This is a genomic window from Halobacillus litoralis, assembly GCF_004101865.1.
Lineage (GTDB): Bacteria > Bacillota > Bacilli > Bacillales > Halobacillaceae > Halobacillus > Halobacillus litoralis_A.
On the sequence record NZ_CP026118.1, the window covers coordinates 225,809 to 250,456 of the forward strand.

The 24,648-nt window shown below is 43.1% G+C and carries 22 protein-coding genes; 2 read left to right on the plus strand and 20 right to left on the minus strand.

All coding sequences use genetic code 11. The annotated features are described in order from the left end of the window. Window positions 1-117: 117 nt before the first annotated feature. From glnA to miaA, 7 genes are all read right to left on the minus strand, one after another. The gene (glnA, locus tag HLI_RS01200; RefSeq protein WP_128522677.1) at window positions 118-1,449 is read right to left on the minus strand and encodes a type I glutamate--ammonia ligase; all 1,332 of its coding nucleotides are present in this window, start codon (window positions 1,447-1,449) and stop codon (window positions 118-120) included. A gap of 24 nt (window positions 1,450-1,473) precedes the next feature. Next, window positions 1,474-1,878, minus strand: a complete 405-nt coding sequence (locus tag HLI_RS01205) for a MerR family transcriptional regulator (protein WP_128522678.1) — start codon at window positions 1,876-1,878, stop codon at window positions 1,474-1,476. Window positions 1,879-2,001: 123 nt separating this feature from the next. Then, a complete protein-coding gene (locus HLI_RS01210; protein ID WP_128522679.1) occupies window positions 2,002-3,252 on the minus strand; it encodes a methionine gamma-lyase family protein in 1,251 nt (416 codons plus the stop codon). 18 nt (window positions 3,253-3,270) lie between these two features. Further along, complete coding sequence (gene hflX / locus HLI_RS01215; protein WP_128522680.1) at window positions 3,271-4,506, minus strand: GTPase HflX; 1,236 nt, start codon at window positions 4,504-4,506, stop codon at window positions 3,271-3,273. A 75-nt stretch (window positions 4,507-4,581) separates the two neighbouring features. Next, complete coding sequence (locus tag HLI_RS01220; RefSeq protein ID WP_241655915.1) at window positions 4,582-5,523, minus strand: AAA family ATPase; 942 nt, start codon at window positions 5,521-5,523, stop codon at window positions 4,582-4,584. A 134-nt stretch (window positions 5,524-5,657) separates the two neighbouring features. Continuing rightward, window positions 5,658-5,882 (minus strand): RNA chaperone Hfq, encoded by a 225-nt coding sequence (gene hfq, locus HLI_RS01225; protein WP_128522681.1) that lies wholly within the window; start codon window positions 5,880-5,882, stop codon window positions 5,658-5,660. Between the two features lie 45 nt (window positions 5,883-5,927). After that, window positions 5,928-6,857 carry a tRNA (adenosine(37)-N6)-dimethylallyltransferase MiaA gene (gene miaA / locus HLI_RS01230; protein WP_128522682.1) on the minus strand — a complete coding sequence of 310 codons (930 nt, stop codon included), beginning with the start codon at window positions 6,855-6,857 and terminating at the stop codon, window positions 5,928-5,930. A gap of 190 nt (window positions 6,858-7,047) precedes the next feature. Here miaA and HLI_RS01235 point away from each other — a divergent pair, with 190 nt between their 5' ends. Then, complete coding sequence (locus HLI_RS01235) at window positions 7,048-7,407, plus strand: helix-turn-helix domain-containing protein (RefSeq protein WP_128522683.1); 360 nt, start codon at window positions 7,048-7,050, stop codon at window positions 7,405-7,407. Between the two features lie 289 nt (window positions 7,408-7,696). Further along, window positions 7,697-7,837, plus strand: a complete 141-nt coding sequence (locus HLI_RS21355) for a hypothetical protein (protein ID WP_164908439.1) — start codon at window positions 7,697-7,699, stop codon at window positions 7,835-7,837. A gap of 33 nt (window positions 7,838-7,870) precedes the next feature. Here HLI_RS21355 and mutL read toward each other — a convergent pair whose 3' ends face one another. The 13 genes from mutL to pgsA form a co-directional block, all read right to left on the minus strand. Beyond that, on the minus strand, window positions 7,871-9,727 hold the full coding sequence (gene mutL / locus HLI_RS01240) for a DNA mismatch repair endonuclease MutL (RefSeq protein ID WP_128522684.1): 1,857 nt from the start codon (window positions 9,725-9,727) through the stop codon (window positions 7,871-7,873). A gap of 13 nt (window positions 9,728-9,740) precedes the next feature. Beyond that, window positions 9,741-12,320: a DNA mismatch repair protein MutS gene (mutS, locus tag HLI_RS01245; protein WP_128522685.1), complete on the minus strand. Its 2,580-nt coding sequence runs from the start codon at window positions 12,318-12,320 to the stop codon at window positions 9,741-9,743. A 317-nt stretch (window positions 12,321-12,637) separates the two neighbouring features. Continuing rightward, complete coding sequence (locus HLI_RS01250) at window positions 12,638-13,210, minus strand: outer spore coat protein CotE (protein WP_128522686.1); 573 nt, start codon at window positions 13,208-13,210, stop codon at window positions 12,638-12,640. 170 nt (window positions 13,211-13,380) lie between these two features. Beyond that, window positions 13,381-13,806 carry a YlbF/YmcA family competence regulator gene (locus tag HLI_RS01255; RefSeq protein ID WP_128522687.1) on the minus strand — a complete coding sequence of 142 codons (426 nt, stop codon included), beginning with the start codon at window positions 13,804-13,806 and terminating at the stop codon, window positions 13,381-13,383. After that, complete coding sequence (gene miaB / locus HLI_RS01260) at window positions 13,807-15,378, minus strand: tRNA (N6-isopentenyl adenosine(37)-C2)-methylthiotransferase MiaB (RefSeq protein WP_128522688.1); 1,572 nt, start codon at window positions 15,376-15,378, stop codon at window positions 13,807-13,809. A 294-nt stretch (window positions 15,379-15,672) separates the two neighbouring features. Next, window positions 15,673-16,848: a glycine C-acetyltransferase gene (locus HLI_RS01265; RefSeq protein ID WP_128522689.1), complete on the minus strand. Its 1,176-nt coding sequence runs from the start codon at window positions 16,846-16,848 to the stop codon at window positions 15,673-15,675. Between the two features lie 19 nt (window positions 16,849-16,867). After that, on the minus strand, window positions 16,868-17,908 hold the full coding sequence (tdh, locus tag HLI_RS01270) for an L-threonine 3-dehydrogenase (RefSeq protein ID WP_206659632.1): 1,041 nt from the start codon (window positions 17,906-17,908) through the stop codon (window positions 16,868-16,870). Between the two features lie 470 nt (window positions 17,909-18,378). After that, the gene (locus HLI_RS01275) at window positions 18,379-18,639 is read right to left on the minus strand and encodes a stage V sporulation protein S (RefSeq protein WP_128522690.1); all 261 of its coding nucleotides are present in this window, start codon (window positions 18,637-18,639) and stop codon (window positions 18,379-18,381) included. 108 nt (window positions 18,640-18,747) lie between these two features. Further along, window positions 18,748-19,545, minus strand: a complete 798-nt coding sequence (locus tag HLI_RS01280) for a TIGR00282 family metallophosphoesterase (protein ID WP_128522691.1) — start codon at window positions 19,543-19,545, stop codon at window positions 18,748-18,750. A gap of 94 nt (window positions 19,546-19,639) precedes the next feature. After that, the gene (rny, locus tag HLI_RS01285; RefSeq protein WP_128522692.1) at window positions 19,640-21,202 is read right to left on the minus strand and encodes a ribonuclease Y; all 1,563 of its coding nucleotides are present in this window, start codon (window positions 21,200-21,202) and stop codon (window positions 19,640-19,642) included. 324 nt (window positions 21,203-21,526) lie between these two features. After that, window positions 21,527-22,570, minus strand: coding sequence for a recombinase RecA (gene recA / locus HLI_RS01290; protein WP_128522693.1), 1,044 nt, complete (start codon window positions 22,568-22,570; stop codon window positions 21,527-21,529). Window positions 22,571-22,730: 160 nt separating this feature from the next. Beyond that, complete coding sequence (locus tag HLI_RS01295) at window positions 22,731-23,975, minus strand: competence/damage-inducible protein A (protein ID WP_128522694.1); 1,245 nt, start codon at window positions 23,973-23,975, stop codon at window positions 22,731-22,733. After that, the gene (gene pgsA, locus HLI_RS01300; RefSeq protein ID WP_128522695.1) at window positions 23,972-24,550 is read right to left on the minus strand and encodes a CDP-diacylglycerol--glycerol-3-phosphate 3-phosphatidyltransferase; all 579 of its coding nucleotides are present in this window, start codon (window positions 24,548-24,550) and stop codon (window positions 23,972-23,974) included. The genes HLI_RS01295 and pgsA overlap by 4 nt, the downstream gene beginning before the upstream one ends. Between the last annotated feature and the right edge of the window lie 98 nt (window positions 24,551-24,648).

The window sequence follows — 24,648 nt, forward strand, 5'->3', positions numbered from 1 at the left end:
ATACAGAGTAATCCAACTAAGGAGCTTTTCTATTCATCTTTTCAGGGCTGTGTATCCATTCATCCCGCAGCGTACAAAAAAGCCTCAACGCAAGGAGCATTGAGGCTTTTTTAAATATTAATAAGTTTGCAAATATTGTTCTCTTTCCCAAGGGTGCACTTGTGTTCTGAACATGTCCCATTCGATTTCTTTCGCTTCAATGAAGTGTTCGAAAAGGTGCTCCCCAAGTGCTTCAACCATGATCGGGTCTTGTTGCAACTCTTCAAGCGCATCATAAAGGGTAGCAGGAAGGTCTTTCACACCGTGAGCTTCACGTTCCTTTTTATCCATAACATAGATATTACGATCGACAGGTGCTGGGGCTTCCAATTTATTTTCCACTCCGTCGAGTCCGGCCGCAAGCAATACCGCCATGGCCATATAAGGGTTGGCCGCTGGATCGACACTACGTACTTCGATACGTGTGCTTAACCCACGTGAAGTCGGTACACGTACGAGCGGGCTGCGGTTTTGTCCAGACCAGGCGACATAACATGGCGCTTCATATCCTGGAACTAGACGCTTATACGAGTTGACTGTAGGATTCGTCACGGCTGTGAAGTTTGTTGCGTGTTTAATGATTCCTGCTGTGAACTGGTAAGCTACTTCAGAGAGCTGCTCTTTTCCTTTTTCTTCAAAGAAGGCGTTACCATCTTTATTGAATAGGGACATGTTTGCGTGCATCCCGGATCCATTTACACCGAATAATGGTTTAGGCATGAATGTAGCATGTAAACCATGTTGACGTGCAATCGTTTTGACAACCAGTTTAAATGTCTGAATGTCATCACAATGTTTAACAGCATCGGAGTATTTAAAGTCAATCTCGTGCTGTCCCGGAGCTACTTCGTGGTGGGAAGCTTCAATTTCAAAACCTATTTCTTCAAGTTCAAGGACGATATCCCGACGACAGTTCTCGCCCAAATCGGTCGGTGCTAAATCAAAATATCCACCTTTATCATTGAGCTCCATCGTAGGATTTCCTTTTTCATCCAATTTAAACAGGAAGAATTCTGGTTCCGTTCCAATATTGAACGCAGAGAATCCAAGTTTCTCCATTTTCTTAATGTTCCGCTTCAGATTATAGCGCGGGCAACCTTCAAAAGGTGTTTTATCCGGGTTGTAAATGTCACAAATGAATCGTGCCACTTTCCCCTTTTCGGAAGTCCATGGGAAAACGACGAATGAGTCCAGGTCCGGTACTAAATACATATCGGACTCTTCAATACGAACGAAACCTTCAATAGAAGATCCGTCGAACATCATCATTCCATCTAATGCTTTATCTAATTGGCTTAGTGGAATTTCCACGTTTTTGATTGTGCCCAGCATATCAGTGAACTGCAACCGAATGAACCGGACATTTTCCTCATCGATTTTTTTGTAAATTTCTTCTTTTGTCAAACCCATTACATCTTCCCCTCTCAACACTAATTAATGGAAGAATCTAGACATTTCTCCCTGTCTGATTCCCAATTTACCTTGCCTTCCCGCTGTGAATAGTTCTTGTTGGAGCATACGACGAAGTTCTTTTTCAGTCAGTTCATTATGGACTTCCTGAATTTGTTCTTCATCGTAAGCCTGGTTCTCTGGCTGTTTATCAAGCTTAAGAACTTTTTTAATCCCCGCCATGTTCACTCCTTGATCAATAAGGTCTTTGATTTCTAACAATCGATCGACGTCATTGAATGAGAACATACGACGGTTCCCTTCTGATCGGGCCGGATGAATCAGCTGATGCTGTTCATAATACCGGATTTGCCGAGCAGTAAGGTCTGTTAAAGATTGAACAATCCCCATCGGGAACAAGGGCATTGAACGACGAATTTCATCACTCATCGATGTGCCTCCTCCCCATAAGAATGATACTTTAATTATACTTCAAGCAAGGTATATGTCAACATATGTGAGGAATGTTCACATAAGAAAATTTAACAAGTGAAACAGGTCGTTAACCTGCTTTTAATCAAGCTTAACCATTCCTTCTTCTATCAATTGTCCAGCAGCATTCACGACAGCTATTTTGACATGAGCGTAGGTCAGCCCGCCTTGTATAAAGGCAGTATATGGCGGGCGGATCGGTCCATCTGCTGTCAACTCCAAACTTGCTCCTTGAATGAAAGTTCCTGCTGCCATGATAACTTCATCTTCATACCCCGGCATTGCGCTCGGTTGAGGTTTGACATGGGAATTTATCGGTGACGCCTGCTGGATGGTTTGACAGAATCGGATCATCTGTTCGGCAGTTTCGAAGTTGACGGATTGGATTAAATCGGTGCGCTCCGCATCAAATGGAGGGCTTGTATGGAATCCCAGCAGATCAAGGAACCTGGCAGAAAATATCGCACCCTTCAATGCCTCTCCGACAATATGGGGGGCTAGGAATATTCCCTGGTACATTTCTTGAAGACTATTCAGACTTGCACCGGTTTCTTTCCCTAACCCCGGGGCAGTCAAGCGGTAACTGCACTGTTCGATCAAACTTTCTCTCCCGGCTATGTATCCCCCGATGCGGGTAATTCCTCCTCCCGGGTTTTTAATTAAAGATCCCGCAATCAAATCTGCTCCTACCTCCAAAGGTTCCTTCGTTTCTACAAATTCGCCATAACAGTTGTCGACAAATACGATGACATCCTTCTTCAGACTACGGACATACTTAATGATGGACGCTATTCGTTCTATATTGAATGATGGTCTGTCATCATAGCCTTTTGAACGCTGGATCGCCACTACCTTTGTCTCACTCTTTACCGATTCACTTATCTTTGCTTCATCGAAGGACCCTTCCGCGGTTAATGGGACAGATTGATAAGTCACTCCAAAATCCTTCAACGAACCTTTGTCCTTAGTCCCGGATGTCCCTATAACTTCTTCAAGTGTGTCATACGGTTCCCCGGAGATGTACAAGAGCTCATCCCCTGGCCGCAGCACTCCGAATAACGCCGTAGTTATTGCGTGTGTCCCTGAAATCAATTGAGGGCGTACCAGAGCATCCTCCGCATCAAAAATCTCCGCATAGAGAGCCTCTAATGTGTCTCGTCCGAAATCATCATAGCCGTACCCTGTGGTCGGATTGAAATGGGAGTCACTGACTCGTAATTTTTGAAAGGCATGTAAGACTTTTTCTTGATTGGATTCGACGATTTTATTCACTTTGGCATGTTGCGCCACTATTTGTTGTTCAGTATTCAACTTAATTTCTTTCAAGTCCATGTTGTTCTCTTCCTAACATTATAATATCTGATGTTTCAGAGGGTGGGCTGGATGGATGAAACCATGTAGCGCATATCCTTCTTTCTCTTCATAAAAATGCATGGAGGTAACCATACTGTATGATTTGAATTGCTGCAGTCTTTTCCCTTCTGAAGCATGTACAAACACATCGTATTCATGCCATTCTTCTTTGAGGACTTCTTCGATTTTATTCAATACCCGCTTTAAATCAATCGGGTCATGCACACTGACGGTCAAAGAAGGGTAGGCATCAGGAATGAAATCCTCCGTGAGTAAATCTTTCTTATTATACACAGTCAGAACGGGTAAATGATCGGCACCCAAATCCTCCAGCAGCTTCAATACCGTTTTCTCCTGTTGAAGGTGGTCCGAGTGGGCAGCATCCACCATATGCAGGACGAAATCAGCTTCTGTCACCTCTTCCAAAGTCGAACGAAAGGCAGCGACCAATGTTGTCGGTAGATCTTGAATGAAGCCAACTGTATCTGAAACTAACGCTTGGAACCCTGATGGGAGACTCACTTGTCTAGTTAAAGGATCGAGAGTGGCGAACAGCAGATCTTCCTCAAAAGACTGGCTTTCAGTTACGCGATTGAAAAATGTTGATTTTCCGGCATTCGTATAGCCGACAATCGCTATTTGAAAAGCGCGGTTGTCTTTGCGGCGCTTACGGTATTGCTGCCGTTGTTTAACGACAGTATCCAGCCGCTTCTTAATGTCATCAATCCGGCGGCGGATGTGACGGCGGTCACTTTCCAGCTTTGTTTCACCAGGACCCCGCGTCCCTATTCCTCCACCAAGGCGTGACATCTCTGTCCCTTGACCAGCCAGGCGTGGGAGCAAATATTGTAACTGAGCAAGTTCGACCTGCAATTTTCCCTCTTTTGTCCGGGCTCGAGAAGCAAAAATATCCAAAATCAACTGGCTGCGGTCAATGACTCTGCGTCCAACCTTTTCAGAAATATTCCGAAGTTGGCCTGGTGAAAGCTCGTCATTGAAAATAACGAGCTCCGCGCCCGAGTCATCCGCTTCCTGTTTGATTTCTTCTAATTTCCCTTCGCCCAGATATGTAGCCGGGTGAACCCGCTCTCGCTTTTGTGTGATGATCTTAGCGACTTCACCATCAGCTGTTTCAGTCAAAGATTGAAGTTCTTTCAAGGAGGACTGAAAGCGGTCCTCCAATTCTTCAGGATCTTTTCTTGCAACTAACACGACTAATTCTTTTTCACTCATCCTTACACCTACTTTTCTACATCTTCACCCCACCCATCATAACAAAAAAGCAACAGAAAAGAATCATATCGCTCACTAGTGGATGTAGGTATGTTTAGTCTGCACATTGAAATCTTCTGACTGCAGTGTCATCAAGGTTGTTTTCTTGGGATTTGGACTACCGATCACACGCCATGCATGCTTTCGTATAGCTTCTTCAATAAGGTTTCTTACATACCTCGCATTGGAAAAATTCTCACGTTTCTCCCAGCATACAGACTGTAAATGCTGATGTAATTTTCTTTTTGCTTCTTTTGTTAAACAATATTCCCTTTCCTCGATCATCCCAAAAGCGATAGCCGAAAGTTCTTCGGGATTGTAATTGGAAAAAGAAAGCTGAATCGGGAACCTTGAAGCTAAGCCGGGATTGATCGTCAAAAAATCATCCATTTCATCAGGGTATCCTGCCAGGATGATGATCAATTCATCATGGTGGTCTTCCATACATTTCACCAGCGTATCAATAGCTTCTTTACCGAAGTCCTTCTCTCCGCCGCGGGCAAGCGAGTAAGCTTCATCTATGAAAAGTACCCCACCGAGAGCTTTACGAATCAATTCTTTCGTTTTTTGAGCGGTGTGACCGATATACTCACCGACTAAATCACTCCGGTCAGCTTCAATAAAATGCCCCTTTTCCAGAACATCGATTTCTTGAAACAATGCAGCTACCATCCGGGCTACTGTCGTTTTTCCTGTGCCCGGGTTCCCTTTGAAAACCATGTGTAACACCTGGGGGTTGGCTTTCAGACCGGCATCTTTCCTTTTTTGAGTAATTAAAACCTGCGCATAGATTTCTTTCATGCGCTTTTTTAAATCCTGCATACCTATAATAGTAGAAAAAAATTCATCAATTCTACGAAAAGGGGTTGCCGGCTGTTCCCGCACGTCCTTCCTCGGATCAGGGACAGCTCTATCTTTTGTATCATTCAAGACGATATTGATCGCGCCAGGCTTCGCTGCTTTTGCTTGCGGATGCACATCGATCCCTCCTCATTCTCCTTCATCATACGTTGAAGGAAGAGATACTGTGACAAATGCCCACCTTTAAAACACATCAAAATGGGAGCCCCGGAAAGGACTCCCACATTGTTCTCGTTTGCAGCGATTAACCGCTATTCTTTATCCAACGACACATTCTTCATTGGTGCGAATGTCGAAATGGCGTGTTTAAATATCAACTGTTGCTTACCATCAGTTTCAAGGAGCACAGTGAAGTTGTCAAATGCTTTGATGACGCCTCTCAATTGGAAACCATTAAGCAGAAAGACAGTCACCTGCATACGTTCTTTTCTTAATTGATTCAAATAATTGTCTTGGATATTAACCGATTGGGCCATGGATCTTCCTCCTCTTTTCTATCTGTAATAATACGTTTCTACGTTTTAGCCTATCTTTCCTGCTAAATCGTCTAAAATAGTTTCAAATTTATCATTGTAATTGTTCTCATCGATTTCATACCATTGAATCTCCATTTTATTTTTAAAGTACGTGTATTGACGCTTTGCGTACCGTCTTGAATTTCGTTTCAACAGCTCAATGGAACGAGCAAGGCTATACTCTCCTCGAAAATAAGGGATCAATTCTTTGTAACCGATCGCTTTCATGGATTGCGCTTCAGTCAAACCTTGCTTGTAGAGTCGTTGAACCTCTTCCACTAATCCTTCTTCGACCATTTGATCGACTCTCCGGTTGATACGACGATATAACAGTTCTCTATCCATCTCCAAACCGATCATAACCGGTCGGAAAGGGGATTCTCCAGCTTGTTCTTCGTGAAACTCACTCATAACCCTGCCTGTAGTTTCATAAAGTTCCAGGGCACGTATCAAACGCCGCTCATTGTTAGGGTGAATTCGAACTGCCTGTTGTGGATCGACTGCATGAAGACGTTCGAACATATACTCTTTGCCCTTTTCTTCGAGTTCCTTTTCCAGGCGCTTGATAACCTCTGTATCTTTTTTCTCGTCTGAAAAATTGAAGTCTTCCAAAGTTGCCTGTATGTATAAACCTGTCCCCCCGACGAGAACGGGAACCTTCCCACGTTCATAGACGTCGTTAATCAATTCCTGGACATCCGCCTGAAATTCAGCCACAGAAAAACTTTCATCTGGATCTTTGATATCGATCATATGGTGCGGTATACCACACATCTCTTCTTCAGTGATTTTAGCCGTCCCGATATCCATCGTCCTGTAAATCTGCATGGAATCACCGCTGATCACCTCACCATCAAAGCGCTCAGCGATTTTGACCCCTAATTTCGATTTACCGACAGCTGTCGGTCCAACCACCGAAATGACTAAAGGTTTCATATTTCCACCTCCTACTCTTTTGCTGATACCTATTATACATGAATGGCTCTACAAGCATACCTCAAGACGTAAACTAACGGAAATCGTTACCTTTACTAACGATTTCCGTTAGTAAAAATCAAAATATTCGTTAGTCATGGTATCGCATTTCGTTAGTCTGTGTTATAGTATAGAAAAGGAGGCGTCTTAAGTGGTTCATGAAAGAATTCGTTCGCTTAGAAAAGAGAGACGTTTTACACAATCGATGTTAGCTGAAAAAGTCGGTGTCTCGGCACAAGTCGTATCGAACTGGGAGCGTAATTATACATCTCCAGATCTGGAGGATTTGACAAAAATCGCCCACTCTCTTCATACCACTGCAGATTATCTTCTCGGTTTAAGTGATGAATTTGAAGATGAAATGCGCGAAATCAAGCAGCTCCTGGAAACAAAGGGTTACAACAAACCAGTCTTTTTCGATAAAAAAGCATGGTTCGGCATTCAACCTGATGAAATTAAGCAGATTGATAATTATTTCCGTTTCTTACTCCAACAAAAAGATATTTCCTGACTCCCCTACTCTAATAAGTGGATAAAATAAAAGGTAATCATAAAAATATTATGTAAACATAAAAACAAAAAGAGGCTCCGCTGAGGGAGCCTACTGAAGAACTGCAACTTTCTAAGTTATGCATCGAAATAAAGAAGCCGCGTTGGATGATTTTATCATCCAACGCGGCTTCTTTATTTCGGAGTCAATCGTACTCTTACTTCTCCATGAGCTTTAGCGTTCGCTTTGACATTGACGGTGAATATCGCCACCATCCCTTTTACACTTAGAGGGCCACATTGATTCCACGATGCTTGTTCGGTGGTTGCGCCAGCGGGAACAGCGCGAGCCGGAAGACCCACTTGGTCAAGAAATCTTCTTGACCAGGTTAACTGAGGCTGTGCCCGCGACAAGCCTCCACCGCCAAGCGATTCGTGTGAAGCAACAATAAAATTTGACAGGTCCTCTAGAGATGAAAAGGGTTTCACATTACTCGCTTGAACATTTTTTCCATTTCATACTCGGAAAAGAAAACGATGATCGGGCGGCCATGCGGGCAGGTGAAAGGATCCGTCGATTTTCTTAAATCCTCCAACAACTGAAACATATCTGATTGATTAAGATAATGGTTCGCTTTTATGGAGCGTTTGCATGACATGAGTATCGCCGCTTCTTCTCTCAGCTTGAGAATATCGATGCGATCCTCATTCATCAATTGCTGGATCATCTCATCGATCACTTCCTGCTCAAAACCTTTCGGAAACCATTGCGGATGGCTCCTGATGATGTAACTGGTTTCACCGAAAGTTTCAAAAAAGAGCCCCGCTTTTTCTAAATCTTCTCTGAATTCTTCAATCCGTAAACTTTCTTGTTTAGAGAAATCAAACGTCATAGGTACAAGAAGCTCTTGTACTTCATGATCGACTTCTGTCAATTTATCACGGAAGAACTCATATTTGATCCTCTCTTGCGCAGCATGCTGATCAACGATATACAATCCATCTTCGTTTTGAGCCATGATATAAGTACCGTGAAGCTGTCCGATAGGATACATGGCCGGGACCCGGTATTCTCCTTTTTCAGGAGCACTCACTTTTTCATGGGACCCGGAATCCTCTTCCGGCTGATCGATTCCAGTTTCATAGGCAGCCATTTCTTTTACAAGTTCATCTTGTTCTTCATTAAAAGAATTACGCTGAGGTGGTTCTTCCTGATGGCTTTCGAACAGATGATCAGTTGCTGCCTCCCTCTGCCGGTGAGCCTCTTCTTTACGAGTTTCGTATAAATCAAAAGAACCCTGGTGAGATTTTTCTTTTTTCGGTTTGGCTTTTGTCTCCTGGACATCCGGGATGAGTGTTTGTTTACGAAAAGCCTGTCTGATCGTATCTTCGATCAACTCGAACAATTCCTTTTCCTTACTGAACCTTACTTCTAACTTAGATGGATGAACGTTCACATCAACAAGAATGGGGTCCATATCGATATTCAAAACGACAACCGGACTTTTCCCAATAGGCAAGAGGGTATGATACCCACCGAGGATTGCTTTATTTAATGGGATACTGCGGATAAAACGTCCGTTTATGACTGTAGACATGTATTGACGGGAGGCTCTGTAGACTTCTGGTTTAGCAATATAACCCTTCACTTTGAAATCTGCCGTTTCCGCTTCCACGGGAACCATTTTTTTTGCGACATTCATGCCATATATATTCGCAACGACTTGAAGAAGCTCCCCGCGTCCATTTGTTTTGAATATTTGTTTTTCGTTATGAGTGCAGGTGAACTGGATTTCCGGATTAGCCAGCGCCATCCGGTTAAGAACATCAGTAATGTGGCCCAGTTCTGTATGGATGGTTTTCATATACTTCAATCGAGCCGGAGTATTGAAGAAAAGTTCTTCTACGGTAATATCCGTCCCTTGTCGCGCATCACTTTTTCCTTGCTGAAGGAGTGTCCCTCCTTCAAATTCCAGCTTTGTTCCTGCCTGGTCGCCGGTCGATGTTTGGACGCTCAGCCGGCTGACTGCTGCGATACTGGCAAGAGCTTCTCCCCGAAAACCTAGTGTACGCACATGGAACAGATCATTCTCATCCATGATCTTACTTGTGGCGTGTCGATGAAATGCACGTTCTACATCTTCTTTTTCCATCCCTGCACCATTGTCTATAATCCGGATACGCTGTAAACCAGCTTCCATCAAATCGACTTTCACCCATGTCGCCCCTGCATCAACACTGTTTTCTACCAGCTCTTTCACGACAGAGGCAGGGCGTTCGACGACTTCTCCAGCAGCTATTTTATTGGCTAAATGGTCAGGCATCAGTCGGATACGCGCCATCTCTGTTCCCCCTTTAAGACTTGATACGTTTTTGCAAACGGTATAACTCGTTCATTGCATCCATCGGAGTCATTTCCATTAGATCCAATGATTTCAATTGCTTTTCAATGGATGATGGATTCGCTTTTTTCTCAGCAGGCTTCTCTTTTTGCTCTTCTATGAAAAGACTCAGCTGTTCATCTGTTTCACTTGTTGCTGCTGCTTCATCTCCAGCAGAGGTGTTTTCCAACTGATGCAGCAGCTGGGAGGCACGATCAATCAACACTTCTGGCAGCTCGGCAAGCTTAGCCACGTGAATACCATAACTTTCATCAGCGGGACCTTCTGTGATTTGGTGAAGGAATACGACATTCCCTTCATATTCTTCTGCACGGACATGGACATTCTTCAATCGCTCTAACTGTTCATCAAGCGTTGTAAGCTCATGATAGTGGGTGGAAAATAATGTTTTAGCTTTGATTTTCCCATGTATATATTCAACGATCGCTTGAGCCAAAGCCATACCATCGTATGTGCTTGTGCCCCGACCGATTTCATCGAGTAGTATCATACTATTTTCTGTCGCATTACTTAGCGCGTGATTGGCTTCAAGCATTTCCACCATAAACGTACTATGTCCTGAAACAAGATCATCTGCCGCTCCGATCCTGGTGAAAATCTGATCGAAAATCGGCAGGGAAGCTGATTCACATGGAACGAAACATCCCATCTGCCCTAAAATCGCCGTCAAAGCCAGTTGCCGCATATAAGTACTTTTCCCAGACATATTAGGGCCAGTAATAAGCAGAACATCCGTTTCCTCATCCATATAAATATCGTTAGGGACAAAAGTTCCGTCCTGCATAACTTTTTCTACTACTGGGTGGCGGCCTTGTTTGATATCAACAATCCGTTCTTCTCCATATGAAGGGCGGACATATTGATTGGCCTCTGCTACTTGAGCGAAACTTTGCAGGACGTCTACGCGACTGATTTGATCAGCAAGATTTTGAAGTTCCTGGACAAATGCCTTCACCTTTTCTCTAATTTCCAGGAAAAGTTCATATTCCAATTCTACACTTTTATCTTGAGCTTCTAAGATCATCGTTTCTTTTTCTTTCAGCTCAGGAGTAATAAAGCGCTCCGCATTTGTCAACGTCTGCTTGCGTTCATACATTCCTTCGGGCAAATGACGCAAGTTCGCTTTCGTCACTTCAATATAATAACCGAACACCCGATTGTAGCCGATTTTCAATGATTTGATACCTGTCGCTTCTCTCTCATTTTGTTCTAACTGAGCGATCCATTGCTTTCCATTTTTCGATGCATCCCGATACTCATCTAATTGTGTATGATATCCATCACGGATTAAATCCCCTTCTTTGATCGTAATCGGAGGATCTTCGCTGATGCTTTCTTCCAACAAGTCTTTCAAATCTTCAAGCGGGTTGACAGTTTCATAAAGTTCACGAATCGAAGGGTGGTCAAATTGAGATAGAGTATTCAGTATCCCGGGAATTCTGTTAAGGGAGTTCCGTAACTGAACAAGATCTCTTGCATTGACATTGCCATATGCAACACGCCCGGCCAACCGTTCTAAATCATAGACAGAAGTCAATTCTTCCCGAAGCGTTTCCCTTTCGAAAAATTGTGCAAGGAAACCTTCCACCTGATCATGCCGCTCTGAAATTGCATCCTGTGATAACAAGGGGCGCTCCATCCATTTTTTCAACATTCTGGCACCCATCGACGTAATGGTCTTGTCTACTACAGAAAGCAGACTCCCCGCTTTGCCTTGTTTCCTTAAAGTTTCCAGCAACTCCAGGTTTCGCTTAGAGTACATATCCAATGTCATATATTCCTTCAGTTCGATGACGCTGACAGGTTGCAGGTGACCCAAGGTTCTTTTCTGGGTATGCTGGATATAGTTGAGCAGCCTTCCGAAGCCTACAAGGAGCTTATCCTGATGAAGCTCTTTGACAAGTGAGTGAAATTCGGTTTGAATTTCAGTTTCGTCTTGATAGGAGACGGTATAGCCTAAACGGTCTGCCAGCATTTCCTTTTGGCTGTCTTGAAAATCTGAAGCTACGACGACTTCCTTTACGGGACGGCTGTACAATTCACTCAATGCTGCGTCAAAACCGCCAGGAATGAGTGCAACACTATTTTCTCCTGTTGTCAGGTCATTGTAGCTTACCGTATATGAACCATCAGGAAAAGCACTTAAAGAGGCTAAGTAATTGTTCTCTTTTTCGTTCAGCATACTTCCTTCCATCACTGTACCAGGCGTAATCAACTGGACCACTTCACGCCTGACCACTCCTTTAGCAGTCTTAGGATCCTCGACTTGCTCACAAATGGCTACTTTGAAACCTTTTTCAATCAACTGTCTTATGTAATTTTCGGCTGAATGGTAGGGTACACCACACATAGGGATTCGATCATTCGACCCTCCATCACGACTTGTCAATGTAATTTCCAACTCTTGGGAAGCTTTTAACGCATCATCAAAAAACAATTCATAAAAATCACCTAAACGAAAGAAAAGGAACGCATCCTTTTGTTCTGCTTTGATCTTTAAGTATTGCTGCATCATTGGTGTATATTGTGCCATAAGGTCAGTCCTCCAAAACGTACGTATTGATTCTGTCCTTATTATAGCACACACCGCAAGCCGGCTTGAAACGCAAAAGTTTACCAGATCATATCATCGACACTGTTCCGAAATCATTGGATAAGGTCCCTCCACATACTAAAAACTGAGTACTATTGCATTAAAATCGATACCGCATCCTCCGCTATAGTTGAAGTTGGATTTACTTTACATACGGATGCTTTAAAACCTGCTTTTGAACCATTGAAAAATCAAAATGAATTAAAAGACAGCAAAAAAAAAAGAAATCCTCGCTGGGACAGCAAGGAATCAACAGGTCAATCTTTTTTATCATGACTATTTGAAGATGATGGAAGGAAGTCCGTTTCAATTGCAGAAAAATCATCGGAAGACAAGTCGTACTCATAATCACCTTTGTTGTCGCAACCATGTGGATCGACTTTTACGCACAATTTCGTTTCACCAATGACATCGACGATAAACTCTCTCTCTACTTCTACAACGATTTTCTGACCATTTCCAGTGATGTTTGCTTCCAGACAGTTCGGTTGTTGGACGACCTTGGCAATCACCTCAAATTCATCATGTACGCAATTATCATCTTTGACAGCCAATTTGACGTGATCGCAATAGCTGACACGCTCTGTGACTACCTCTGTTTTCGTATTGTCATTATACGAATACCAGACGTTGATGTCATAACTGCCTGAAACCTCGACGTGATCCCCTTTCTTCTTCGCATTGTAAATGTGGTTGATGACCCAACAACCTAGAATGCTTGTCGGCCGATGCGAAGGACTGATTGTGTGTGTTGATTCTGTAAACTTTTTACCTTTTCCGATTACAGCCTTGGTAATGATTTCTCTGTAATCCCGCTCAAAAAAAGACATAGGGTTTCATTCCTCCTTATTCTACCACCCATCCTATGCAAGGGTTGGGCGAATGGTGACTAACAGGAACATGACTTAAGGACGTGTTTAATTCATTCTATGCACGAGCCCATAAAATTGTACGAAAAAAATCCGCCAGAGAGAAAAACCCTCTGACGGATGTATATGCATCAACGGCTACAGCCATTACTTTGTTTGTGAGAACCTGTTTCCCCCTGCAGAACATCTCCCCCAGTCGAGCGAATTACTTCATTCGTAACTTCACGGGAAATGGTGTTTGAAATCATTTGGAGAATATCATTGATAACAGTTTGCGATTCTTTGAATTCCGCAACAACCGGACTCCCGTCCAGTTCATCTTGCAGACGATCGATCTCTTTTTCAATTTTTTGCAAGGCTTCAGTCTTACCATACGCTTGAAAATTGACGGCTTGTTTTTGCAAAGCTTTGATTTTCTTTATATGGGATTGAACTTTTTGATTGTCGTTCAGTTTTGCTTCGAGTTGTTTAAAGCGATCGATTTCTTCAATTTCCGCCATCATTTTCGCTAATTTATGTGCTTCATCTACGACTTCTTTTCTTGTATATTGTGCCATTTATTTCACCTCTGCGTTTAATTCAACCATTTCTCCATCAAGAGACCAGGTTTTAGCTTTTATTATTTTTACAGGGAGGATCTGTCCAATCGCAGCCCGGGGAGCTCTGAAGTTCACTAATTTATTTCGTTTGGTATAACCGGCTAATACATCAGGGTTGGTTTTACTTTCCCCTTCCACGAGTACATGAACGATTTCCCCTTCATATTCCTTCATGGCATCAGCGGATTGTTGATTGACAATTTTGTTGAGTCTTTGAAGACGGTCTTTTTTCTCTTCCATCGAAACATTATCTTTCATTTTTGCTGCCGGCGTGTTTTCACGCGGCGAATAAATGAAGGTGTAAGCAGCTTCGAAGCCGACTTCTTCCACTAGAGATAATGTATCCTGGAATTGCTCTTCTGTTTCATTCGGAAACCCTACGATGATATCTGTTGTCAGTGTAGCTTCAGGCATCGCTGTCCGAATTCTTTCTACAAGCTCGAGATATTCTTCCCTGGAGTATTTTCGACCCATGATTTTCAGGACCTCTGAGTTACCTGACTGTACAGGGAGATGTATATGATCTAACATATTGCCACCCTTAGCCAGCACTTCAATCAGCCGGTCATCAAAATCCCGCGGATGGGAGGTCGTAAACCGGACACGAGGGATATCGATGTCGCGAAGTTCATCCATCAAGTCTCCTAAACCATATTCAATGTCGAGATCTTTGCCATATGCATTGACATTCTGGCCCAGTAAAGTGATTTCTTTATATCCTTGAGCAGCTAGATGACGAACTTCTTGAATGATATCTTTCGGCAGACGACTTCGTTCTTTCCCACGAGTATACGGAACAATACAGTACGTACAGAACTTGTCACAACCGTACATGATGTTCACCCATGCTTTAATATTCCCTTTACGGGAACGCGGAAGGTTCTCAATAATGTCCCCTTCTTTTGACCACACATCAATAACCATTTCTTTTCCGAACATCGCTTCTTTGACAAGCTGTGGAAGTCTGTGGATATTGTGTGTGCCGAAAATCAGATCAATGAATGGGTGTTTTTTCAGAATACGATTGACCACGGATTCTTCTTGTGACATGCAGCCACAAATACCGATGATCAAATTAGGATTCTCCATTTTCAAAGGCTTCAAGTGTCCGATTTCCCCAAACACTTTATTCTCCGCATTCTCCCTGATCGCACATGTATTCAGTAATATGATATCTGCTTCTTTTGTATCTTTCGTAGCTTCGTAACCCATTTCTTCGAAAATTCCAGCCATGACTTCAGTATCGTGCTCATTCATTTGGCACCCGTATGTACGGATCATATACTTTTTACCTTTACCGGAGTGATCCATATCTTCAGGGATTTCGAAGTCATAATGCACGTCGGTCTCTTTCCGTTTACGACGCTGGGCATCTCTCATATTAGGTGGTTGATAAGTTGTTTCGAAATATTTCACAAAATCTTCACTCGTCTTTTCTTTCAGACGATTCAGATTGTCTTGGTCAGACGTTTGTTCTTCTTGATTTACCTGACGAATTTGCGACGTTTCTTTACGCTGTTGTTCGTTCATTGTGATCTCCTTTCAAACCGGTCCTTCTAACTGTACCATTATATCAATTTTTACACTAAAAATTAAGCATAAACAATAATTCACTTATTTTTCACAGAATCATCGACGCTCTCATGAAATTTTTCTCTGCTCATCTTTATAAAGGCAACTTAAAACGCATTTTTTCTTGAAGCATCGATAGAGTGAATACATCCGTACAGGGAATCGATTCTGCTTCACGGAAAAGGGGAATTTTTCAAACTTTTCCTGAACACGAAAAAAGCCGCTGTGAGTTAGTCACAGCGGCTTTTCGGCTTATATGATCCCTAATTTCTTTCCAACTTTTTCAAAAGCATCAAGAGCTTCTTGCAACTCTTCTTTAGAGTGTTCAGCCGTTACAATCGTCCGAATTCTCCCTTTGCCTCTTTGAACAGTCGGGAAAACAATACCTTGAGCGAAGACGCCTTCTTCGAATAATTCATCAGAGAATTTATGGGTTAGGGCATCATCCCCAATCATTACTGGCGTAACAGGTGTTTCACTGATCCCCGTGTCGAACCCTAGAGTATTCAATCCATCTTTGAAAAATTTCGTATTATCCCACAGCTTATCGATCAGCTCCGGCTCTTCAAGCAGAACATCTACAGCCGCATCGTTAGCCGCTGTGACTGCTGGCGGGTGAGAAGTACTGAATAGGAAAGGACGTCCTTTGTGAATCAAGTATTCTCTTAGTGTTTGCGTACTAGCTACATATCCGCCAAGCACCCCGATCGCCTTACTCAAAGTACCGACTTGGATATGCACCCGGCCATCCAGGTTAAAGTGGTTGACGGTACCACGGCCATTATCACCGAGGACACCGCTTGCGTGGGCATCATCAACCATTATCAATGCATCATATTTTTCTGCCAATTCCACGATTTCAGGAAGAGGTGCGATGTTTCCGTCCATTGAGAAAACACCATCTGTGACAACAAGGCGTGTGCGGTAATCAGCACTCTGCTGTAATGCTTCTTCAAGAGACTCCATATCCACGTGCTTGTAAATTTTACGATCTGCTTTTGTCAACCGGATCCCATCAATGATAGATGCATGGTTAAGCTCATCAGAAATGACCACATCTTCTTTTCCTAGTATGGAAGAGAGAACCCCCTGGTTTGTAGTAAAACCGGATTGGAACACAAGGGCGGCTTCCGTATGTTTGAACTTCGCCAGCTTCTCTTCAAAGTCTTCATGCATCTTCAGTGTCCCAGCGATCGTACGAACAGAGCCTGTTCCAACACCATATTGTTCATTAGCACGATCTGCTGCCTCTTTCATTCTTGGATGGGAAGTCAATCCTAAGTAGTTGTTCGAGGAAAGTTGGATCACTTCTTTGCCTTTGATTTTCACTTTAGAGCCTTGAGCAGACTCCAGTGGGATCAACTTACGAAATGTCCCTTCCTCCTGCATCTCATCCAATTCTTTTTGTAAGTATTCAAAACCTTTCATAAAACATCCTCCTTTACAATTAAGGGTGTAAGACCACTTTTCCACATTGCCCCTGGTTCATCAAGTCAAAACCTTTTTCAAATTCGTCTAAACTCAAGTGATGTGTAATCATCGGTGTAACATCTACTTGACCTGATTGAAGAAGTCTCGATACTTGCTGCCAAGTTTCATACATTTTGCGTCCTGTAATCCCCTGGACTTCAACACCTTTGAATACGATATCATTGGTGACATCCAAACTAACTCGCTTGGTCGGTAAGCTTAATATCGATACACGCCCGCCATTTGTGATCATTTTGAATCCTTGATCCATCGCCACGGGATGACCGCTCATCTCACAAACAACATCGACACCATGACCATCTGTTAAGTTACGTGCTGTTTCAACAGGATCGATCTCTCCGGAATGAACGGTGGTTGTCGCACCCATTTTCTTTGCCAGATCAAGCCTATAGTCATTCAAGTCAAAAGCGAGCACTTGAGAAGCACCTGCTGCTTTCGCTACACCGACGGCCATCAGACCAATCGGACCGCAACCGATAACAGCTACTGATTTCCCGGCGACATCTCCGTTCAGAACAGTATGTACCGCATTTCCCATCGGCTCTTGTATGGAGGCGATGTCAGTTGGCAGATCTTCAGGGTTCTTCCACAAATTATCCGCTGGAAGTGCAACATATTCCGCAAAACAGCCTTGAGTGTCGACACCAATGATTTTAGTATTTTCACATATATGGAATTTACCCGTCAGGCATTGCGGGCAATGACCGCAAACAAGGTGAGTCTCTGCACTCACATAATCACCTTTGGTAAAGTTAGTTACTTTTGCTCCAACTTTTACAATTTCACCAGAAAATTCATGTCCGAATACATAAGGCGGCTGGACCCTACTTTCTGACCATTCGTCCCAATTATAAATATGGACATCCGTGCCACAAATTGAAGTGGCTTTAACCCGGATCAATACTTCGTCTTCGCGGATTTGAGGAATCGCTACTTCTTGAAGCTCTGCTCCTACACCGCGGTGATGTTTAACGATCGCTTTCATCGTTCCATTCACAGTGAACACTCCTAACCTACATAAAATCTATGTAATCCTTTTATATAGATTATATTAACATGAATAGAGAATAACGCAAATGTAAATGTCCACTGGAAAAACACATATGGCTATATCTATTACGATTAGGAAACTATCGGACTTATTCCCCCCCAAAACTCGAAAGCTTTGAACATTTTGACAAGCTTAAACAAAATCTTTGAAGTATACTTTTTGCCTCCCAAAGGAATATATTAGATCCTGCCAGGTATTTGACACCCTATTGCAAAGATAGTCACCCAACATCTTCTGTCCCGAAACTTACAGCGATTTTCTCAGAAACGTGAAAAATCCGCACTCTGGATAGAGTGCGGATTTCCTGATTAAAACCATATCCCTACGATTATAAAATAGCGACAATTTTAGTAGATTTTACGTATAGACTCCAAGATGTCTTTATATTTTGCCTGGAAGGAAGGTGAATTGAAATGCTAACGAGGTTCGACAATCAACTTGATCGCCGTTCGTTCCTCCTCATTAATCATAATATCTGTAAAGGCCGGGATACATATCAAATCCATCCCGCTTGGCGCAACAAACCCCCGAGCGATAGCAACGGCTTTCACCGCTTGATTCAATGCACCGGCTCCAATAGCCTGAACTTCTGCAGTGCCGCGTTCTCGTACAACATTCGCCAAGGCCCCTGCTACTGAATTAGGTACGGATTTAGCTGATACTTTTAAGACTTCCATTACTAGCTCCTCCTTCAATCACTATAGTTGTTCCATAACTACTATATTCTTGGAGATGTAGAATATTACCTTTTCATTATGAATGAATTTGTCGCAAAATTCAAATAATCAGTTGAAGAATGGATGGTCTTCATTAATCAAAATACGCTTGACTTTCGTAGACTTTCCTGTTTTTTCGTCTACATCAACCAAGAAAGCGCTTAATTGTGCTCTTCCCTCTTTTGGAACTTCGAAACGTACAGGCAGGTTTGTTAAAAACCGTTTCAAAACGGCCTCTCTACCCATACCTAAAATACCGTCGTAGGGACCGGTCATTCCTACATCCGAAATATAAGCCGTGCCTTGTGGTAATATGCGTTCATCTGCAGTTTGGATATGAGTATGTGTACCTACATTCACACTTACTCTTCCATCCACATACCAACCCATCGCCTGCTTTTCACTTGTTGCTTCAGCATGAAAATCCAAAAATATGATAGAAGTTCTTTTTTTCGCAACTTCTATCAATTCATCCACTTTTCTGAAAGGATCATCATTAGGTGACAAAAATGTACGTCCTTGCAGATTGATGACAGCCACTTCTGCTTTCGGTGTTTTCACGAAGGTTAATCCTTTGCCTGGTGTCCCTTCAGGGAAATTCGCTGGACGAACCATATATTCTGCATCATCGATAAATTCAAATATTTCTTTCTTATCCCAAGCATGGTTTCCAAGGGTCACTGCCTGAGCACCTTTCTCTAAAAAACGACGATAGATTTTTTCTGTAATCCCTTTTCCTGATGCCGCATTTTCGCCATTGACGATCGATACAGCAGGTTGGTACTTCTGTTTTAGTTTAGGTAGATATTCATCCACCATATCCCGCCCAGGAGAGCCGACAACATCACCAATAAATAATATACGCATAAACATTTCCTTTCCTATAAACATCATCATATTTTGGATCCTAATATTCCCTTGAAAACAGAAATGAAGCGACCAAAAAGGCCGCTTCATTGTTTTATTTCGCATACTCCACAGAACGTGTTTCGCGAATGACGGTAACTTTAATATGACCTGGATAATCGAGTTCTCCCTCGATTCTGTTTCGAATATCACGTGCTAATCTTGTAGCTTCAAGATCATCAATTTCATCAGGACGAACCATAATTCGAACTTCACGGCCGGCTTGAATAGCGAAGGACTTCTCTACTCCTTCATAAGACTCTGATATTTCTTCAAGTTTCTCTAAACGCTTGATATAATTTTCCAGAGTTTCACTTCTCGCACCCGGACGAGCAGCAGATAGAGCATCTGCGGCAGCGACCAAGACAGAAATGATTGATGTAGGCTCTTCATCACCATGGTGAGAAGCAACAGCGTTGATAACTGTTTCATTTTCTTTGTACTTCATAGCCAACTCTTTACCTATTTCTACGTGGCTGCCTTCCACTTCATGGTCGATCGCTTTACCGATGTCATGAAGCAAACCTGCGCGTCGGGCAAGTGTTTCGTCTTCGCCAAGCTCAGCAGCCAGCAACCCGGCTAGATAAGCAACTTCGGTCGAGTGTTTTAAGACGTTCTGTCCATAACTTGTACGATACTTCAGGCGACCAAGAATCTTGATGAGGTCCGGGTGTAACCCGTGAACTCCCACTTCAAATGTCGTTTGTTCCCCTACTTCACGTATATAGTCATCGACTTCACGCCTGGACTTGTCCACCATCTCTTCAATTCGAGCTGGGTGAATACGTCCATCCTGAACGAGTTTTTCAAGGGCCATTCGCGCAGTTTCACGGCGAATTGGATCGAAGCCTGAAAGAATGACAGCTTCCGGGGTATCGTCAATAATTAAATCAATCCCAGTCAACGTTTCTAATGTACGGATATTACGACCTTCACGGCCGATGATTCGGCCTTTCATCTCATCGTTCGGCAGGTTGACTACAGAAACCGTCGTTTCAGCAACGTGGTCTGCAGCACAACGCTGCAAGGCTAGTGAAAGAATGCTTTTCGCTTTCTTGTCCGCCTCTTCTTTAGCCCGATTTTCCGCTTCTTTGACCATAAGGGCTGACTCATGAGACACCTCTTGTTCAACTCGTTCTAAAATCATTTGTTTCGCCTGGTCTGATGTTAAGCCTGATACGCGTTCAAGCTCTGTTTGTTGTTCTTGAAGCATAGCTTTCACTTTGCTTTCCATTTCTTCAATTTGTTGTTGTCTCTCGGCAAGAGTACCTTCTTTCTTTTCGAGTGAAAGATCACGCTGGTCAAGCGTACCACTCTTACGATCGAGATTCTCTTCTTTCTGAGTCAAACGATTTTCAGTTTTCTGCAGTTCCATGCGGCGGTCACGAATCTCGTTCTCCGCTTCTTGACGAAATTTCTGATTCTCTTCCTTCGCTTCAAGAAGAGCCTCTTTCTTTGCTGATTCTGCATTGCGATGACCTTCATCAACAATCTGTTTCGCAAGTTCTTCAGCACTTGAAATTTTCGCCTCCGCAATCGATTTCCGAATAAGATAACCAACAACAGAACCGATGATAAGGGCAAGCAAAATGAAGATGAGCGAGGATATCATATCCATAATTTCACCTCCTCTTGCTATGAACTTGGTCCGTTTGTCGGTAATTACAAACGTTTCATTTTCAGTTTCATTTAGTTAAAATAAAGGGTATAAAGATGAAAATGATACACATTCATTTTATGCTTGCACATGCGGAATGTCAAGGAAACGCCCTATGTATCTACTAACATATTCAAATATTTAAAAATATCTGTCTATTGGTGGACGTTACGGATGCTTATGCTTCGTAAGTTATCCACAGGCGTTACCTTAAAGATTCCTACCCGATAGCAAAAAGCAGCACCATTCTTACCGGCGCTGCTCTTAGAATATTTTCAGAAAACGTTATACATCTAAAGTTTCTTGGCTGTCCTTACTTTTCTCTTCGGCTTCACCGTCGGCTGCTTCCATTCCATAATGGTCACGAACCAAACGTTTAACTTCTTCATAAATTTCTACATTTTCTTTAAGGAACTGCTTAGCATTCTCACGGCCTTGACCTAATCGTTCATTGTTATAGGAGTACCAGGAACCGCTCTTTTGAATAAGGTCTAGATCTGAACCGATATCCAGGAGCTCACCTTCTCTTGAAATACCTTCCCCGTACATAATGTCCACTTCCGCTTGTTTGAATGGAGGGGCAACTTTGTTTTTGACTACTTTCAAACGGGTTTTATTCCCTACCATTTCATTCCCTTGCTTCAATGTTTCAGCACGGCGAACTTCCAGACGCACAGAAGAATAGAACTTAAGCGCACGTCCACCAGGTGTGGTTTCAGGGTTTCCGAACATGACCCCTACCTTTTCACGAATTTGGTTGATGAAAATTGCAGTCGTCTTCGACTTGTTGATTGCACCAGATAGTTTACGGAGTGCCTGGGACATTAAACGAGCTTGAAGACCTACGTGGGCGTCTCCCATTTCGCCTTCGATTTCTGCCTTCGGTACAAGTGCAGCAACGGAGTCGACGACAACCATATCCACTGCTCCACTACGAACTAGCGCTTCAGCAATCTCCAGTGCCTGCTCTCCTGTATCGGGCTGGGAAAGGAGAAGCTCTTCGATATCTACTCCAAGCGCTCTTGCGTAGACAGGGTCCAAGGCATGCTCAGCATCGATGAAAGCCGCTGTGCCGCCATTACGTTGTGCTTCAGCAATAGCGTGGAGAGCAACCGTCGTCTTACCGGAAGATTCCGGCCCATATATTTCTACAACCCTTCCGCGGGGATATCCGCCAACACCAAGTGCAACATCCAGCCCCAAAGAGCCACTCGAAACCGTATGCACCTTCTGTTCTGATCCATCACCCATTTTCATAATAGAACCCTTGCCGAATTGTTTCTCTATTTGGCGTAAAGCCATATCTAACGCTTGCTTACGATCACTCATATAAATCATACCGCCTTTCAAAATTTCTAACCCTATCATAACTTGTTTTTGATCGTTTGCCAACTAAAAAGCGAATAAATGTTCCCTTTTTTTATTAGAAAAAGATCTGATTCCGGTTTTTCCTCTAAAGGAAACTCCGAAATTCAGATCCAAAATTTCATCAAAAATCATTTTTCAAACGATGGAAAAGAAGTTCATAGCCCTTCTTCACCGCCCGATTTCTCACTTGATCACGACCGCCGTTGAAATTGAACAGATGGACTTCAGGGTCTTGTTCACCGATTTGTATTCCGATGAATACAGTCCCCGGATGCCTCCCCTCACTCGGCTCAGGTCCAGCGACGCCTGTAAAACTTATACTTACATCAACATCAAGCAAACTTTGAGTATTCAATGCCATGATTTCTGCACATTCGTGGCTGATGGTACCGTATTGCTTGATGAGGAACTTCGGTACTTGGATGACCTTTTCCTTAGTCTCAGCTGTATAAGCGACCAGTCCGCCCTGGCACACAGCTGAAGCCCCTGGTAAAGCCACTAACCGTTCTATAAAGCTTCCTCCAGTAAAACTTTCTGCTGAACCAATCGTGTACTTATGTTCTTTTAAAAGGTCCCGGACGCGCTCTTCAATCGTTACCGTATCACTACCATAATAATAAGACCCAACTTCCTGTAATATCTTTTCTTTGAGAAGAGCGATCTTATGGTAGGCATCCTCAGTCGTCTCGCCGGTAGCCGTCAACCTCAAACCGACTTCTCCTTCACTTGCCAAAGGAGCAATAGTAGGGTTCGTCTGGTTCGTGATGATGTCTTGCAATTCCGTTTCGAGTGTAGACTCCCCGATCCCGATGAATCGCATCATCTCAGATACGATCTGTGATTTCAAATTATAGATTTTGTGCAGACGAGGGATGACTTCGTCTTGCATCAATGTTTTCATTTCGGAGGGCACCCCAGGTAAAAATATCCAGAGGCAGCCATCTTTCTCGATCAATTGCCCCGGAGCCATTCCTTCCCTGTTGGTTAATACATCAGCTTTTGAAAAGACGAGTGACTGCTTTCGATTGTTCGGGGTCATTTTTCTATGATTACGGTCGTAGTAGGATTGAATTTTCGCCAGTGTTTCCTCATGGTTAACCAATTCCTGCTGCATCACCTTCTGCGCAGCCTCCCGTGTCAGATCATCTTCTGTAGGGCCTAATCCTCCCGTCACGATGATCACCTCTGAGCGGGACTGGGCATGCTCGAATGTCGTCTGTAAACGATTGAAATTGTCACCTACAACTGTATGACGCAAGACGGGTAGCCCGATGCCTGCCATTTCTTTAGAAATCCATTGGGCATTCGTATTGGAAATCTGCCCCAAAAGCAACTCTGTACCGACTGCAATAATTTCCGTCTTCATTTTGAATCTCTCATCACGTGCCAATTTTTCTTAAAGTAATCGTAACCTGAATATACAGTTATGATGAGTGCTAAATACAGGGCGATCGTTCCTAATGGAAAGCCGATAAAAGCAAGTGGCCAATTGTGCAGCAAGAGAAGTGAAATCGCTACAATCTGAATCCAAGTCTTCAGTTTCCCCATTTGACTTGCAGCAAGTACACTTCCTTCTCCAGCAGCAACTAACCTTAACCCAGTAACAGCAAACTCCCGACTGATAATCAGGATGACAATCCAAGCCGGAGCAAGGCCGATTTCAACGAGCAAAATCAAGGCCGCACTCACTAACAATTTATCAGCAAGCGGGTCTAAAAACTTCCCTAAATTCGTCACAAGGTTGTATTTCCTGGCAATGTACCCATCAATCCAATCCGTTGTAGAAGCAATGATAAAAAGGAGTGCCCCAGCTAAGTGAGCGACAGGCAGGTCCCTGTCCCCCATTTCCAATGCACCCCAGTTAAAAGGGGCGCTCATAAGTATGATAAAGACAGGGATTAGAAATATGCGTGATAAAGTTATTTTATTTGGTAAATTCATATGGTCACTCTCCTATTACTGAATACATGAAAGGCTGCCCGGCTACAAAGAGTTCATAAATCACTCCTATAGCTCAATTTATAGGGCAGCCTGACCAC